This is a genomic window from Bradyrhizobium sp. WSM1417 (genome assembly GCF_000515415.1).
Classification (GTDB): Bacteria; Pseudomonadota; Alphaproteobacteria; order Rhizobiales; family Xanthobacteraceae; genus Bradyrhizobium.
The window spans coordinates 120,649-135,050 of record NZ_KI911783.1; the positions used below are offsets into that span (position 1 = coordinate 120,649).

The 14,402-nt window shown below is 64.9% G+C and carries 14 protein-coding genes and 1 riboswitch; of the genes, 4 read left to right on the plus strand and 10 right to left on the minus strand.

All coding sequences use genetic code 11. The features are described from left to right. Positions 1 to 5 precede the first annotated feature (5 nt). Together metW and BRA1417_RS0100580 are read right to left on the minus strand one after the other, a co-directional pair. The gene (gene metW / locus BRA1417_RS0100575) at positions 6 to 668 is read right to left on the minus strand and encodes a methionine biosynthesis protein MetW (protein ID WP_027514133.1); all 663 of its coding nucleotides are present in this window, start codon (positions 666 to 668) and stop codon (positions 6 to 8) included. A gap of 13 nt (positions 669 to 681) precedes the next feature. Beyond that, positions 682 to 1,884: a homoserine O-acetyltransferase gene (locus BRA1417_RS0100580; RefSeq protein ID WP_027514134.1), complete on the minus strand. Its 1,203-nt coding sequence runs from the start codon at positions 1,882 to 1,884 to the stop codon at positions 682 to 684. Positions 1,885 to 1,974: 90 nt separating this feature from the next. Further along, a riboswitch (SAM riboswitch) is annotated at positions 1,975 to 2,054 on the minus strand. A gap of 200 nt (positions 2,055 to 2,254) precedes the next feature. Here BRA1417_RS0100580 and BRA1417_RS0100585 point away from each other — a divergent pair. The 3 genes from BRA1417_RS0100585 to BRA1417_RS0100595 are packed head-to-tail and all read left to right on the plus strand — an operon-like array spanning position 2,255 to position 5,167. Beyond that, entirely contained in the window at positions 2,255 to 3,103 is an 849-nt protein-coding gene (locus BRA1417_RS0100585) for a chorismate mutase (protein WP_027514135.1), read from the plus strand. Between the two features lie 34 nt (positions 3,104 to 3,137). Next, the gene (gene hisC / locus BRA1417_RS0100590) at positions 3,138 to 4,232 is read left to right on the plus strand and encodes a histidinol-phosphate transaminase (RefSeq protein WP_027514136.1); all 1,095 of its coding nucleotides are present in this window, start codon (positions 3,138 to 3,140) and stop codon (positions 4,230 to 4,232) included. Further along, positions 4,229 to 5,167, plus strand: coding sequence for a prephenate/arogenate dehydrogenase family protein (locus BRA1417_RS0100595; protein WP_027514137.1), 939 nt, complete (start codon positions 4,229 to 4,231; stop codon positions 5,165 to 5,167). Before hisC ends, BRA1417_RS0100595 begins: the two co-directional genes overlap by 4 nt. A 114-nt stretch (positions 5,168 to 5,281) precedes the next feature. Here BRA1417_RS0100595 and BRA1417_RS0100600 read toward each other — a convergent pair whose 3' ends face one another. The 4 genes from BRA1417_RS0100600 to BRA1417_RS0100615 form a co-directional block, all read right to left on the minus strand. Beyond that, the gene (locus tag BRA1417_RS0100600; RefSeq protein ID WP_198034779.1) at positions 5,282 to 6,850 is read right to left on the minus strand and encodes a hypothetical protein; all 1,569 of its coding nucleotides are present in this window, start codon (positions 6,848 to 6,850) and stop codon (positions 5,282 to 5,284) included. Between the two features lie 278 nt (positions 6,851 to 7,128). Beyond that, complete coding sequence (locus BRA1417_RS0100605) at positions 7,129 to 7,356, minus strand: hypothetical protein (protein WP_027514139.1); 228 nt, start codon at positions 7,354 to 7,356, stop codon at positions 7,129 to 7,131. Positions 7,357 to 7,545: 189 nt separating this feature from the next. After that, on the minus strand, positions 7,546 to 8,889 hold the full coding sequence (locus tag BRA1417_RS0100610) for a GDSL-type esterase/lipase family protein (RefSeq protein ID WP_027514140.1): 1,344 nt from the start codon (positions 8,887 to 8,889) through the stop codon (positions 7,546 to 7,548). A 237-nt stretch (positions 8,890 to 9,126) separates the two neighbouring features. Continuing rightward, on the minus strand, positions 9,127 to 10,311 hold the full coding sequence (locus BRA1417_RS0100615) for a DUF2125 domain-containing protein (RefSeq protein WP_027514141.1): 1,185 nt from the start codon (positions 10,309 to 10,311) through the stop codon (positions 9,127 to 9,129). A gap of 110 nt (positions 10,312 to 10,421) precedes the next feature. On the opposite strand from BRA1417_RS0100615, the gene BRA1417_RS0100620 reads away from it, so the two are divergent. After that, positions 10,422 to 11,033, plus strand: a complete 612-nt coding sequence (locus BRA1417_RS0100620; protein ID WP_027514142.1) for a gamma-glutamylcyclotransferase — start codon at positions 10,422 to 10,424, stop codon at positions 11,031 to 11,033. On the opposite strand, the gene BRA1417_RS0100625 is transcribed toward BRA1417_RS0100620, so the two are convergent. The 4 genes from BRA1417_RS0100625 to ftsE all read right to left on the minus strand — a co-directional run bounded on the left by BRA1417_RS0100625 (position 11,030) and on the right by ftsE (position 14,235). Then, complete coding sequence (locus tag BRA1417_RS0100625) at positions 11,030 to 11,803, minus strand: 1-acyl-sn-glycerol-3-phosphate acyltransferase (RefSeq protein WP_027514143.1); 774 nt, start codon at positions 11,801 to 11,803, stop codon at positions 11,030 to 11,032. The two genes, BRA1417_RS0100620 and BRA1417_RS0100625, sit on opposite strands and share 4 nt — an antisense overlap. A gap of 33 nt (positions 11,804 to 11,836) precedes the next feature. Further along, positions 11,837 to 12,541: a YdcF family protein gene (locus tag BRA1417_RS0100630; RefSeq protein WP_007597307.1), complete on the minus strand. Its 705-nt coding sequence runs from the start codon at positions 12,539 to 12,541 to the stop codon at positions 11,837 to 11,839. A gap of 73 nt (positions 12,542 to 12,614) precedes the next feature. Beyond that, complete coding sequence (locus BRA1417_RS0100635; protein ID WP_027514144.1) at positions 12,615 to 13,583, minus strand: ABC transporter permease; 969 nt, start codon at positions 13,581 to 13,583, stop codon at positions 12,615 to 12,617. Beyond that, on the minus strand, positions 13,576 to 14,235 hold the full coding sequence (gene ftsE, locus BRA1417_RS0100640) for a cell division ATP-binding protein FtsE (protein WP_008135325.1): 660 nt from the start codon (positions 14,233 to 14,235) through the stop codon (positions 13,576 to 13,578). The genes BRA1417_RS0100635 and ftsE overlap by 8 nt, the downstream gene beginning before the upstream one ends. Positions 14,236 to 14,402: the final 167 nt, after the last annotated feature.

The window sequence follows — 14,402 nt, forward strand, 5'->3', positions numbered from 1 at the left end:
AAGAACTACTTCCTGCCGCCCCGCGTCAGCAGAAACACCCCCTGCTCGCCGAACAGATTCCACACCCACCAGGGCATCCGCAGCCGCAGCGGGCGGCCGTAGAGGTCGAGCGCCTCGGCACGTTCCATCTTGACGTCGATCGCATCGCATAGCTCAACGAAATCCTTGATGGTGCAGAAATGGATGTTGGCGGTGTCATACCAGCTTGCCGGCAGATTCTCCGTGCGTGGCATGTGGCCGCCGATCAGGAGCTGGAGCCGCATCTTCCAGAAGCCGAAATTCGGGAACGACACGATGGCGCGGCGGCCGATGCGCAGCAAATTCTCCAGCACAACTTTCGGCTGCCGCGTCGCCTGCAAGGTCTGCGACAGGATCACGTAGTCGAAGGCGTCATCGGGATAATTCACGAGGTCGGTGTCGGCATCGCCCTGCACCACCGCAAGACCCTTGGCGACGCAACGGTTGACACCCTCGCGCGATAGCTCGATGCCGCGGCCGTCGACGCCGCGGGTTTCCAGCAGCTGGAGCAGGTCGCCCTCGCCACAGCCGACGTCGAGCACTTTCGAGCCCGGCTTGACCATCTCGGCCACCAACACATGGTCGGCGCGAAAATCGCCGGGCTGCCCGGTCGCAAGGCCGCCCAGCGGCAGCGCTTCCTGTACAGACATGACTAGCCGTCCTTTAAGCTTTCTTGGCGGTGAGCCCGCGCGCCTTGCCTGCCGACTGCAGGAACGCACGGGCGATGTCGAAGAACTCGGGCACGTCGAGGAGGAACGCGTCGTGACCGCGATCGGTCTCGATCTCGGCGAACGACACCCGCGCGCTCGACGCATTCAGCGCGTGCACCAGCGCCCGCGATTCCGAGGTCGGGAACAGCCAGTCGCTGGTGAAGGAGACCACGCAGAACCGGGTCTGGATTCCCGCGAACGCCTTCGCCAGCACGCCGCCATGGTCGCCGGCGATGTCGAAATAGTCCATCGCGCGGGTCAGATAGAGATAGGAGTTGGCGTCGAAGCGCTCGACAAAGGACGAGCCCTGGTAGCGCAGGTACGACTCGACCTGGAAGTCGGCGTCGAACGAGAAGGTCGGCAACTCGCGGTCCTGCATGCGCCGTCCGAATTTGCGATGCAACGCGGCGTCCGAAAGATAGGTGATGTGCGCCGCCATCCGTGCGACAGCGAGCCCACGATGCGGATGGATACCTTGATCGGCATAGCCGCCATGGTGCCAGTCGGGATCGGCCATCACCGCCTGGCGGCCAAGCTCGTGGAACGCGATGTTCTGCGCCGAATGTCGTGTCGAGCAAGCAATCGCCAGCGCGGAGAATACCCGGCTCGGATACGCCGCCGTCCATTGCAGCACTTGCATGCCGCCCATCGAGCCGCCGACGACTGCGAACAGCGTGTCGATGCCGAGCCGGTCGATCAGCATCGCCTGCGCGCGCACCATGTCGGGGATGGTGATGACGGGGAAATCGAGGCCCCAAACCTTGCCGGTCGCCGGATTGATCGAAGCCGGACCGGTCGAGCCCATGCAGCCGCCGATCACGTTGGAGCAGATGATAAAATACTCGCTGGGATCGAGCGGTCGGCCCGAGCCTACCAAAGTCTCCCACCAGCCGGGCTTGCCGGTGACAGGGTGCACATTGGCGACGTGCTGGTCGCCGGTCAGCGCATGGCAGATCAGGATCGCGTTGGAGCGATCGGCATTCAGCTCGCCATAGGTCTGGTAGGCGATCTGGAATGGGCTAAGATCGACACCGCAATCGAGCCGCAGCGGCTGTTCCAAGCCAAACTGCGCGACGTGCGAACTCGGATGATCCACCTCGTGCGACCGCTCGTCGGCGGTGATCGCGGGACTCGGAATTGACTGGACGCCAACCATCTGACCATCGACCTCGTTTGCGGTCGTCGTGGTGACCGCACTGACATCAGGCCATAAAAAACCCGGCCTGAACGATAGGTTCGGCCGGGATCGAAAGCGTCCCCGGCCTGTTTAGCGAGTTTTTTAACGTGGCTGCAAGCCGGCCGGCTCAAATGACCACGGAACGGCTAAAAACTACCGTCTTGGATGGTTTTCGTCAAGTCGCGGCCCGGATCAGCCAAATTCGCCGGTCGCGCCGCCAGCGGAAGGGCCCGATTTCCCTTTGCATTTCTCTTTGCTTTCGCAGCCCCGACTGCCTAATCAGGATATCCATCACAGCGGTGACGGCTCGACTGAGCCGCATTGGAACGCTCAACAGCACCTGTCAGACATGTCCCAACGTCCGCCCGCGCCACCATCGCTCCAGGAATTGCGCAAGGAGATCGACGCGATCGACGAGGGCATGCATCGCCTGCTGATGCAACGCGGCGACATCATCGACCGCCTGATCCAGGTGAAGCAGACCCAGGAGGTCGGCTCGGCGTTCCGCCCGGCACGCGAGGCCTCCATGATGCGCGACCTCGTGCAGCGTCATCGCGGCATCCTGCCGCTCGACACCGTCGAGAGCATCTGGCGCGTCATCATCGCGACCTTCACCTATGTCCAGGCGCCGTTCTCGGTGCACGCCGACATCTCGGCAAGCGAGCCGGCCATGCGCGATTCCGCGCGATTCCATTTCGGCTTCACCGTACCTTATGTCGCGCATTTCAGCGCGCAGGCGGCGGTCGAGGCCGTCGCGAAGTCCAAGGGCGATCTGGCGCTGGTCTCGGCGACATCGAGCCGCACGCCGTGGTGGCTGTCGCTGGAAGAAGCCGGCGCGCCAAAGATCATCGCGCGGCTGCCCTTTGTCGAGCGCGCCGACCATCCGGCGGCGTTGCCCGTGTTCGCGGTTTCGCGCGTCGCCGACAGCGCCCTGGTGACGGAGGTCGAGACCTTCAGCGTCCGCGTCTCTGGGTGGAACGCCGAAGTTGCGCGCGCCCTGTCGCCGCTCGCCGAGATCGTGGCGGTGCCCGACACCGCCTTCGACGGCGCCGCGCTGCTGGTCTCGGTCACCGCGACGAGCAGCATCGACAGGATCAAGGCAGCCCTGATCGAAGCGGGGGGCTCGGTGCGCTCCACGGCCCTCGTCGGCAGCCACGCAACGCGCTATACGGTGCCCCCGATCGGGTCGAAATCGTAAGTCGCGAACCGCTTAAGCCAGTCCGGAGTTGAAGATGTCCCGCCCCGTGCCGAACCCCGGCATTCTCGATATTGCGCCCTACACGCCCGGCAAGACTCCGGTGGCGGAGCCCGGCCGCAAGGTGTTCAAGCTCTCGGCCAACGAGACGCCGTTCGGGCCTTCGCCGAAGGCGATCGAGGCATTCAAGCAGGTGGCGGATCATCTGGAAGACTATCCGGAAGGGACCTCGCGCGTGCTGCGCGAAGCGATCGGGCGCACCTTCGGGCTCGATCCCAACCGCATCATCTGCGGCGCCGGCTCGGACGAGATCCTCAACCTGCTCGCCCACACCTATCTCAGCCACGGTGACGAGGCGATCTCGACCACGCACGGCTTTCTGGTCTACCCGATCGCAACCATGGCGGTCGGCGCGAAGAACGTGGTTGCCGCCGAGAAGGACCTGACCGCGGATGTCGACACGATCCTGAAGGCCGTCACGCCGCGCACAAAACTGGTCTGGCTCGCCAACCCCAACAACCCGACCGGCACCTATCTGCCGTTCGACGAGGTCAAGCGCCTGCGCGCCGGCCTGCCCTCGCACGTGCTGCTGGTGCTGGACGCAGCCTATTGCGACTACGTCTCGCGCAACGATTACGAGATGGGGATCGAGCTGGTGGCGACCACCGAAAACACGGTCGTGACCCACACCTTCTCCAAGATCCATGGTCTTGCCGCGCTGCGCATCGGCTGGATGTTCGGCCCCGAGCGCATCATCGACGCGGTCAACCGCATCCGCGGTCCCTTCAACGTCTCGACGCCGGCGATGTACGCCGCCGTTGCCGCGATCGAGGACACCGCGCATCAGGCCATGTCGAAGCAGTTCACCGAGACCTGGCGCAACTGGCTCGCCGAGGAGATCGGCAAGCTCGGGCTGAAGGTGACGCCGAGCGTCGCCAATTTCGTGCTGATCCACTTCCCGACCGAGGGCAAGACCTCGGACGCAGCCGACGCCTTCCTCACCAAGCGCGGGCTGGTGCTGCGCGGCTTGAAGAACTACGGCCTGCCGCATTCGCTGCGCATGACCATTGGCACCGAGGAGGCCAACCGCCTCGTCATCGAGGGCCTGCGCGACTTCATGGCCGGACGATGAGCGCGACCCCGCACTTCCAGCGCGTCGCGCTGATCGGCTTCGGCCTGATCGGCGGCTCGATCGCGCGCGCCGCGAAGCTCCAGGGCCTGGCTGGCGAGATCGTCACCACCGCGCGCTCGGAGAAAACGCGCGCACGCGTGATGGAGCTCGGCATCGTCGATCAGGTCGTGGCGACCAATGCAGATGCCGTGAAGGACGCCGATCTCGTCATCCTCTGCATTCCCGTCGGCGCCTGCGGGCCGGTGGCGCAGGAGATCGCCGCGCATCTCAAACCCGGGGCGATCATCTCCGACGTCGGCTCGGTCAAGGGCGCCATCGTCAGGGATATGGCGCCGCATCTGCCGAAAGGCATCCATTTCGTGCCGGCGCATCCCGTCGCAGGCACCGAGCATTCGGGCCCCGATTCCGGCTTCGCCGAGCTCTTCATCAACCGCTGGTGCATCCTCACTCCGCCGGAGGGCGTCGATGCGGCGGCCACCGATCGCCTGCGTGCGTTCTGGGCGGCGATGGGCGCCAAGGTCGAAATCATGACGCCGGATCATCATGATCTCGTGCTCGCGATCACCAGCCATCTGCCGCATCTGATCGCCTACACCATCGTCGGCACCGCCGACGAGCTGGCGCAGGTGACGGAGTCCGAGGTCATCAAGTTCTCCGCCGGCGGCTTTCGCGATTTCACCCGCATCGCCGCCTCCGACCCCACGATGTGGCGCGACGTCTTCCTCGCCAACAAGGAAGCCGTGCTGGAGATGCTCGGTACCTTCACCGAGGATCTGGCCAAGCTCACCCGCGCGATCCGCCGCGGCGACGGCGAGGCGCTGTTCGACCACTTCACCCGCACCCGCGCCATCCGCCGCGGCATTGTCGAAATCGGCCAGGACTCGGCCGCGCCCGACTTCGGCCGGCCGCACGCGCAGCTCGGGAACAAGCCCTAGCGCTGAAGCAGCCCGGATGGAGCGCAAGCGTAATCCGGGACCTCCGTGGCTTGAGGCAAGATTCCCGGATTGCGCTTCGCACCATCCAGGCAACGAGCCCGCGTGGCTCCGCGACTAGAACGGATAGTAGCGGATCTGCGTCATGACGACGTTGTCGTCCGTCCTCGGAGCGCCGCCGACGCCGGCGAACGCGAAGCGTTGCGTGTAGGAATATTGCAGGCCGGCTTTCAGCGTACCGAAACTGCCCTGGTAGATGGTGTCGTAGATCCCGGCCGTGATCTGCCGGACCTCCCTGGTGTTGCCGTTGCAGGTCGCGGCTGCCGAGTTTTCGGTGAAGCAGCCGGTGTTGTTGTAGAGCGGATTGCCGTAGCCGAACGGCACCGTTCCAACATTGGCGAAATTCGCCTTGGCCTTTTCTAGGCCTGCATAGGAGTAGACATCGAGGCTGGGCGTCGCGTGCCAGATCAGGCCGACGGCGGCCGCCGTGATCGTCAGCGGGAGGATGGTGCCGTCCTGCGCCACCGCCGCGTCGGGGAACGGTGTTGCCGTGAAGCGGCCCAGCACGCCGTGCGAGCCATAGAGCTGAAGATCAAGCGTTTTCGGAATCAGCTCGGCGAAGATGTGACCGCCGAAGCTTCCGGTGTCGTAGGTGTGATTGGCGTTGTTGAAGCGGTCGAACAGCTGGCGGTAGAGCGCCCACGCCTCGACATGCAACTTATAGGGCCCGAGCCGTGGGTCCCAGGCTGCCTTGACGGTAAAGTCGGGCACCTGATTCAGACTGACATTGTTGAGGTTGTTGAAGAAGCTGCCGCCGGGACCGGTCAGATTGACCTGAAGGTTCGGGTTCAGCACGCCCTGCGGTCCGATGGCGGGTGTGCCGACGGCCGGGACGTTGCCGCCGAAGAACGCTGTCTGGGCATTCTCGACCGAGGCAGCCAGCTTGAACTCCGGTCCGATGTCCTGCCAGACGCGCAGCCCGGGCTGGCGTGCCGCAAGAAATCCCGGAACGGATTCGAAGTCGATCACGCCGGGCGCGTCGACGCCACGAGGATCGATGCCGGACTTGGTCGGCGCGTTGAGCGACCAGGATTGCCCGGCGAGGAAGTGAAGACCGAGATCACTGCGGTCCAGTTCCAGGCTAAGCTGCCGCATGCGCGGATTGAACGAGTTGGTCGCAACCGAGCTCGCCGTCTGAGCCGCACCTTCGAAATCGATCTCGCCATAACCCGCGAGGTGCGAGTCGGCATCGGCATTGCCCTCGGCGAGCACCGAGAACCTGCTCTGCCGCGCGGAGAAGCGCGTTTCCGGAATGTTGAAGTTGCGGCTCTGCTGATAGGGGATGAAGTTGTAGACCGAGCCGGTATCGGAGGCCAGATTGCGCGAGCGGTAGATGCCGGTGAGATCGACCCAGCCACCGAAGGTCAACGTCACGCCCTTGTAGCAGACCTTGCCGGCCGCACATGGATCGGCGGCGAGCGCCTTGTAACTTCCCGGCAACTGAACGGCCTTCGCCTGCGCTTCAACCTGCCGCGTCTTGCGCGCCTCCGAGTCTACGCGCTGCTGGAGCTCCTTCAGCTTGGCCTTCAGCGACTGGATTTCGGTTGTGACATTGTCGTCGGCACGCGCCTGCCCGGAACAGGCAGCGAGAATGCCCAGCATCAGCCCGCAATTGATGATCCGCACTTGAAGCTTCCTCCATTTGGGAAGCGGATTGGATTCCGCGCGCCGGCTCCGGCGCATGCATGCTTCCCTGGTGTGCAGTGATTTGAATGCGGCTGCGGTTATTCGCGGCGCCGTGCATCTTCTGCATCACGTTTTCCTGACGATCCTGTTCGGAATATTTTCGTTGGCTGCCGATCCGCACGCGCGATCGTTCAAGGCACAGTTCAAGGCAATGCGCATTGGGCCCGGCCGGGACATGACCGGGCCCACTTCGCGACGGGCAAGTGGTGGGACGGCGGCTATTTGCCCTTGGTCGCGCGCATCACCGTGGGGCGCGGTGATTTCGGCGTGGGGACGAATGCCATCGTCTCCCGCGTCGTGGGATTCGAGATGTTGCGATCACCGTTCGGATACATCGAGGCGTATGCGGCCGGCTCCTGCGACTGCCATTGCCACTGCGCGAAGGCGGGCGTCGCGATCGCGGCCGAGATGGCGACGACGGCAACGAACAGTTTGGACTTGGTCATGATATCTCTCCTGCCTGAGCGGACCGCATCATCGTGCGGCCGACATGGAGAGAGAGCGGAGTTTGCGGCTCCCCATTCCCGGCGGGTCATCACGATCCGGCGAAGCGGCCGTGAGTTCAGCTCACAACCCGCATGGAGAGTTACGACAGCTGAGGGCGATGAATGGAGAGAGGCGACTCTGATGTCGTCCTACTGCTTCGCGCTGCGACCAATCTTTCCCGGCTTGAACAGATCGAGGTCGATGGCCTGTCCCATCGCCAGATATCCGGTGCGGTTGGGATGAAGCTTGTCGCCGGCGCCGCCAGTCGTGCTTTCGGGAACGAACTCCGGCTTGAGGCCACCCGAGGCCGGATCGAGCGTCGCACGATCAAAATCGATCACGCCGTCGAATGTCCCCGAGCTACGGATGAATGCATTGAGCGCCTTGCGCTTGTCATCCTGCTCGGGAAAACCATGTGCTGCGCTTGTGCTGCCCAGTGCCGAAACGACGGTGGCGCCAATGATCCGGGCTTGCGGCCATTTTGCACGTAGCCTCGCGACGCCATCCTTCATCGCGGCGATGACCTGGTCGGCGGTAAAATTGCCGTTCTTGCTGAAATCGTTGATGCCTTCCAGCCAGATCAGGCTCGATATGCCGGACAGCGACAGCACGTCGCGATCGAGCCGCTGGCCCGAAGCGGGGCCGCCCGCGTACGGTTTGTCGGGACCATATTCGGCGGGGCCTGCGATTTGGTTGCCACCAATGCCGCCATTCACGACGGCGACCTTGTTGCCGTAGACCGCCTTCAGGCGACGCGACAGCACGTTGGGCCAACGATCGTCGCCATTCATGGTTGAGGCGGTCCCGTCGGTAATCGAATCCCCAAACGCCATGATGGCGAAGGCATCGGCAGGCGCAGTCATCTCGATCGCATCGAGAAAGAACCACGACGCAGTCGCATAGGGGAAGGAAGCCTCGTCTTCGAGGGCGCCCTTCGCACCGGCGCCGGGCGTACTGACATAGGAGGTGGTCAGCGCTTTGGCGTGCCAGGTCATCGGACCGCTCTGGCCGGCGACATGAAAACTGACCGCAAGCCGGCGGCCGGCGAGGTCATCGGGCCGCTTTGCAAACGGCAGCGCGATCGCATCGCTCCAGACCGAATTCCCCGGCGACACCGTAACGGAAGCCGCGCCGGCGAACGTGACCGGAATGTTGGAGCCACGGATCAACGCGGCACTGCCCGATTGCAAGCCGACGTAAACGCCGTCAAACGTGACGGGTTTGGTGCCGAAGGCGTTGCTGAGCCGGACGCGGGCCTGACGGCCCCAGATATCCGGCCGCACGATCAGGCGAAAGGTCTGGTCCCGCGCACCGGCCGCAGGCTCGGGAAACGCGAATTTCTGTTCGGGCTGGGCAGACGGATTGCCGACGGGGTATGGGCCCTGAACCGCGCCCGTCCAGGACACCACCCAATGTTCGTTATCCTTGGCGGTTGCGGTCTGAAGCGAGCCGACGAGCAGCGATGCTGCCACGAGACAATTCAACGCGCGCATTGTTTCCCCCGAACCCCAGGTAATTTGGGCACGACCTTAGAGCCGTCCGTTGGCCTTCAATAGGGCGGCAGAACGCTACCTGTCCAGACGCGCTGACGCACTCCTCGCCCGACGCAGGAGAGGACCTCGCAGGTTGCGTCGCCGGCGCCGACAAGACGCCCTTCGGAGCGACCGTTCACAGCTTCGAACGCATCAGGCGGACCAAGCTGTCGCCCGACAGATTTATGAATTCACGACCTAATACAGCGGTGGGATCTGGCCGACCTTGACCGGGCCGAGCAGCACGGCGCCATCCACGAACTTCAGCGGGAAGCTGCGAGCCTTCTTGCCTTCCAGCGTGCTCTCGGTGCCGATCGAATTGATGCCGGCGGCCACACCGGCATTGGCGTTCTGCTTGATGACCTTGCCGAGGCCGGGAACGGCGCGGTCGAGCGCACCGAACAGATTGTTCAGATCCTGCGACTTCACGCCGGGCGCGACGCGATCGAGGGTTGCCTGCGGCACCCCCTCTTCCAGCATCTTCTCGATGCCGAGTGCTGGGATCACGCGCTCGAGGCCCGTCACCGTCATCTGCAATTCGCCGTCGAGACGGCCGTTTACCGAGAGCCCGAGCGTGCCGGCCGCAACCGCGATCATCTCGCCCTGCTGGATCCGGGACTGCACGATCTCGATATGGCCGCCGGCGGCCTGGATCTCGCGGAAGCGCTGCGGCCACGGCTTTGGCGTGAGGTCGGACAGTCCGGTGATCTTCGCCCGGGTGTCGGCCTCGAATGGCTCGGCGAGCAGCGGATGAACGCCCTGGATGCTGCCCTGCGCGATCTGGAGCACGGTCTCGATCACGGGATGATCGGACGGCGATCCATCCGCGAGGCGTCCATGCAGCTCGACCTGTTTCGCGCGCGCGAGCGGCACCTGCACGCTGCCGTCGACACGATTGACGGTCGGCTCCTCGAACACGATGGAGGCGCGCTCCGGCACGGCGGGCAGGCCGAACACGCTGCTGCGACCCTTGCTCCAGTTCACGACGAAGGTGCTTTGCGTGACGCCGTCAGTGAGCGTCGCGGGTGCGGTGAATTCGGCGATGACGCGCTTGGGATCGTAGACCTGGGCGACGACCAGGATGTTGTCGAGCTTCGCCGTGAACGGCGTCTTGCTGGCGTTCTGCGACACCAGGGCGACGCTGGCGCCGGAACACTGGACCTCGAAGCGGAAGGGGAAGCCCGCGATCGAGCGCTTGGCGCAATCATAGACGCGGCCGGATTTGGCCTCCTGCGCGCGCCAAGCGTCGGCGGCGATTTCGGCCTGCGAGGCCGCATAGAACCAGAAGCAGCTCCACGCCACCGCGAGGATCAGGAGGATGACAGGGGCGATAAAAAGGCCCCAGCGGGAGCGCCGGCGTGCGGCAACGGTCATATCGGACATGCGGCGATCCTTTGACCCCTGATTTTGTCAAATGTAAGCGAGGTTGGCTTGCTCCGAAAGGCGGAGAATTCGCTTCGCTTGGGAGCGCGGTTCTGGTAGCCGTGCCCGAAATGTCGGAAATCACCCTCCCCTCCGTCACCACTGCCAAAGGCGACCTCTGGGTGTTCGGCTACGGCTCGCTGATGTGGCGGCCGGGCTTCGAATTCGAGGAGCGCGTCCCGGCGCGGCTGGTCGGCGAGCATCGCGCGCTCTGTGTCTATTCCTTCGTGCACCGTGGCACGCCGGAGAAGCCGGGTCTGGTGCTCGGCCTCGACCGCGGCGGCGCCTGCCGCGGCATCGCCTTCCGCGTCGCCGAAAATAACCGCGCCGACGTCGTGGCCTATTTGCGCGGGCGCGAGCAGGTGACGTCGGTCTATCGCGAAGTCATGCGTTCGGTCTGGCTGGAGAACGACGCGCGGCAGCGCGTCTCCGCGCTCGCCTATGTCGTCGACCGCGGCCATGTGCAATATGCCGGCCGGCTGTCGCTCACCGACCAGCATCGCCACGTGCTCCAGGGCCACGGCCAGTCCGGCGCCAACCGCGACTACGTGACCGCGACGGTGAAGGCGATCGAGGCCGAAGGTTTTCGCGATGCGCCGCTGCATCAGCTTGCCATGATGCTGCATGGTGATGCGCATTCTCCGCACGCGCCGGCTCCGGTGGACGATCGGGAAAACCGCTAGCTCTCCGACGGCGCATAGCTCGGCGCCGAGCCGATCAGCTGCTCCTGCTCCTTGCGGCCGGCTTCGACGAGGCGGCCGGTCGCGTCTTCGATCGCCGTTTGCACACGGGAGAGAAACTCATCCTTGGGCAAGCCCGGCGGCAGCGGATCGAGGAACTCCACCACCAGCGTGCCGGGATAGCGCATGAAGGTGCGGCGCGGCCAGAACAGGCCGGAATTGAGCGCGATCGGCAGGCACTGCGCGCCGCAGGACGAATAGATCTGCGCGAAGCCGCTCTTGTAGTCCGGTGGCGCGCCCGGAGCGCGGCGCGTGCCTTCGGGAAAGATCACGAGCTGCCCGCCGCTGCGCACCGCCTCCCGCGCCCGGCGCGTCATGTCCAGCAGCGCCTTGACGCCGGCGTTGCGGTCGATCGCGATCATCCCGGTCTTGACCAGGAACTGACCGAACACCGGGATCTGCATGAGCTGACGCTTGAGGATAAAAATCGGACGGTCGAAAAAGCCCGGCAGGACGAACGTCTCCCAGAACGACTGGTGCTTCGCCACGACGACCAATGGTCCCGTCGGAATCTTTTCGAGGCCGCGGAATTCCACCTTGATATTGCAGACCGCCCGCATCAGGAATAGCGTCGCCTTCGCCCACCATTGCGCGACAGTCAGCATAGCGCGCGGCGGCAATGCGAAGGTCGGCAGCGCCACGATCGCGAGGCACACCAGTACGGTGTAGAACAGCACGTTGAACACGAGCGATCGCAGGAAAATCAAGAACATCGAGGATCCGATCAATTGCCGATCAGTTGCCGATCAATTGGCCTGTGCGGTGGCGGGCCGCTTTGGCTGCAGCCCGGAAGGCTGCTCCGACATCTCGGGCGAAAGGTCAATCCCGAAATCCTCCAGCCGTACCCTGAGCTCGGCCGCGATGTACTTGACATATTCCGACAGCAGCAGCCGCAAGGTGGACGCCGAGGTCCACCACGGCTCCTCGCGCCATTTGTCGCCGACCACCACGAACGGGATCAGTGTCGTCTCCGGCATCGCATGCGAGAATTCCACCAGCGCGCGCGGCATGTGATAGTTCGAGGTGACCACGATCAGCGATTTGAAGCCGCGTCCCGCGGCCCAGCGCCGCGCTTCCGCGGCATTGCCCCGGGTCGAGACCGCGGTGCGGTCGAGATCGACGCAGCAACGCATGAAGGACTGGTTCTCCGGCAATGTCCGGGAGATGTCGCTCGCCGTCGAGGTCGGATGCACGCCGGAGATCAGGAGCCTCCTGCCGTAGCCGGCAGCGAGCAGCTCCATCGCATCCGACACCCGCGAGGAGCCGCCGGTCAGCACCACGATGCCGTCCGCCTTGCGGTCCGGCGCGATCTCGGCGCCGCGCAATTGCGACAGAAACGCGATGAAGCCCGCCGCCGCGCCGACGAAGGCGAGCGCAATCGTCGACATCACGGCCGCGCGCAGCCAGCCGCGCGGCAGTTTCGGCGATCGATCGTCGGTCGGCGCGGTCATGTGATGTCGGTGATCCCTTCCCAGAGATGATTTTAGGACGTTTTGAGGCGAAGTGGAGTCCGGTTTGTCGGTCTCAATCGACATCATTCAGCGTCGCGAACAGCGTCTGGCGCGAGGCGACCGCGGTGATGGCGCCGATCAGCACGGCCTGCACCGCGAGCACGATGTAGCCGGACGGCCGCAGCGAGAAGGTGCCGAGCAGCGCGGCGAACTGGTCGCCGACGGGGGTGCCGGAAAACCAGCCTGCAATCGACTCGGAGAAGCCGAACACCAGCATGGCGGCGCCGCCGCCGATCACGCCGCCCTCCAGCCCCAGCCTGAGGAAATGACGCAGGAAGCGGTTGGCGATGTAGCGGTCGCCGGCGCCGACGAAATGCAGCACCTCGACGATCGGACGGTTCGCCGCCATGGCGCCCCGGGTCGCGAACGACACCGAGATGATGGTGGCGACGATGACGAGCGCGAGGATGCCGAGGCCGGCGAGCACGGTGGCATTGGTCATCGAGCGCATGCGCTCGATCCAGGCGCGGTGATCGTCGACGCTGGCGCTTGGCGCCACCTGGGTCACGCGGGCGCGCAGAGCGCCGAGATCGAGCGCCGTGCCGGGCTGCACGCGCGCGATGATCATGCGCGGCACCGGCAGATCGTCCATCGACAGCCCGGTGCCGAGCCAGGGCTCGAGCAGCTTGCCGCTCTCGTCCTTAGTGAACGGCTTGACCTCGACGATGCCGGCTTGCGCGCGCATGGCCTCGGTCACCGCCGCGGTGTCGCGTTCGAGATCGCGGCCCGTCTGCGGGCGGACCTGGATGGTGATCTCGCTCGCGACATCCGACTGCCATTCGGCGGCGGAGGCGCTCACCAGCAGCACCGTGCCGGTCGTCATCGACGCCAGGAAGGTCATGATGGCGACGACGGCGACCAGCGCGCGGCCGTGGATCGAGGCGCGCGGCACGATCGGCGACATGTTGCGCGCCCTGGCCGGAAGCGGCGGCCCTTCCTGTCCGAGATCGACCAGCACGCCGCGTTCGTCGGGCCTACTCATAGACGTGCAGCCGTCCCTGGTGCAGCACGAAGCGTCGCGCCTCGTACTGGTCCATCAGGGCGATATCGTGGGTGGCGATGATGACGGCGGTGCCTGACTTGTTGAGCTCGATGAACAGCCGCAGCAGGCGGCGGCCGAGCGTCGGATCGACGCTGCCGGTCGGCTCGTCGGCCAGCAGCAGCTGCGGCCGGGAGATCACGGCGCGCGCGATCGCCGCGCGCTGCTTCTCGCCGCCAGACAGGATCGGCGGCAGCGCGTCCATGCGTTCGCCGAGCCCTACCCATTTCAGGAGGTCGATGACCTCCTTGCGGTAGCTCGATTCGCTGCGGCCCATGACGCGGAACGGCAGCGCGACGTTCTCATAGGTGGTCATGTGGTCGAGCAGGCGGAAATCCTGGAGCACGATGCCGATGCGTTTGCGCAGGTCTGCGATCTCGTCCTTGCCGAGCTGCGAGATGTCGTGACCGAACAAATTGACGAGCCCCCGCGTCGGGCGATGCGACAGGAACAGCAGGCGCAGCAACGAGGTCTTGCCGGCGCCGGACGGGCCGGTGAGAAACTGGAAGGAATGCGCCGGGATCTGGAAGTTGAGGTCACGCAGGACCTCGGGCCCCAGGCCGTAACGCAATCCGACATTTTCGAACCGAACCAAGCTCAGCTCCGTTCGAGAGAGGCCGCGGGCCGCACGGCTGTGCTCCGCCACACGCGATCAGCGGGTTTTGCGGCCGTTATGGTTTCCGGTTCGTTAACGGTCGTCCTGTAGCATAATTGGTAGCATCTTTCCGTCTCGGTTCTCCGCGACCGTGTCACCGTCAAGAC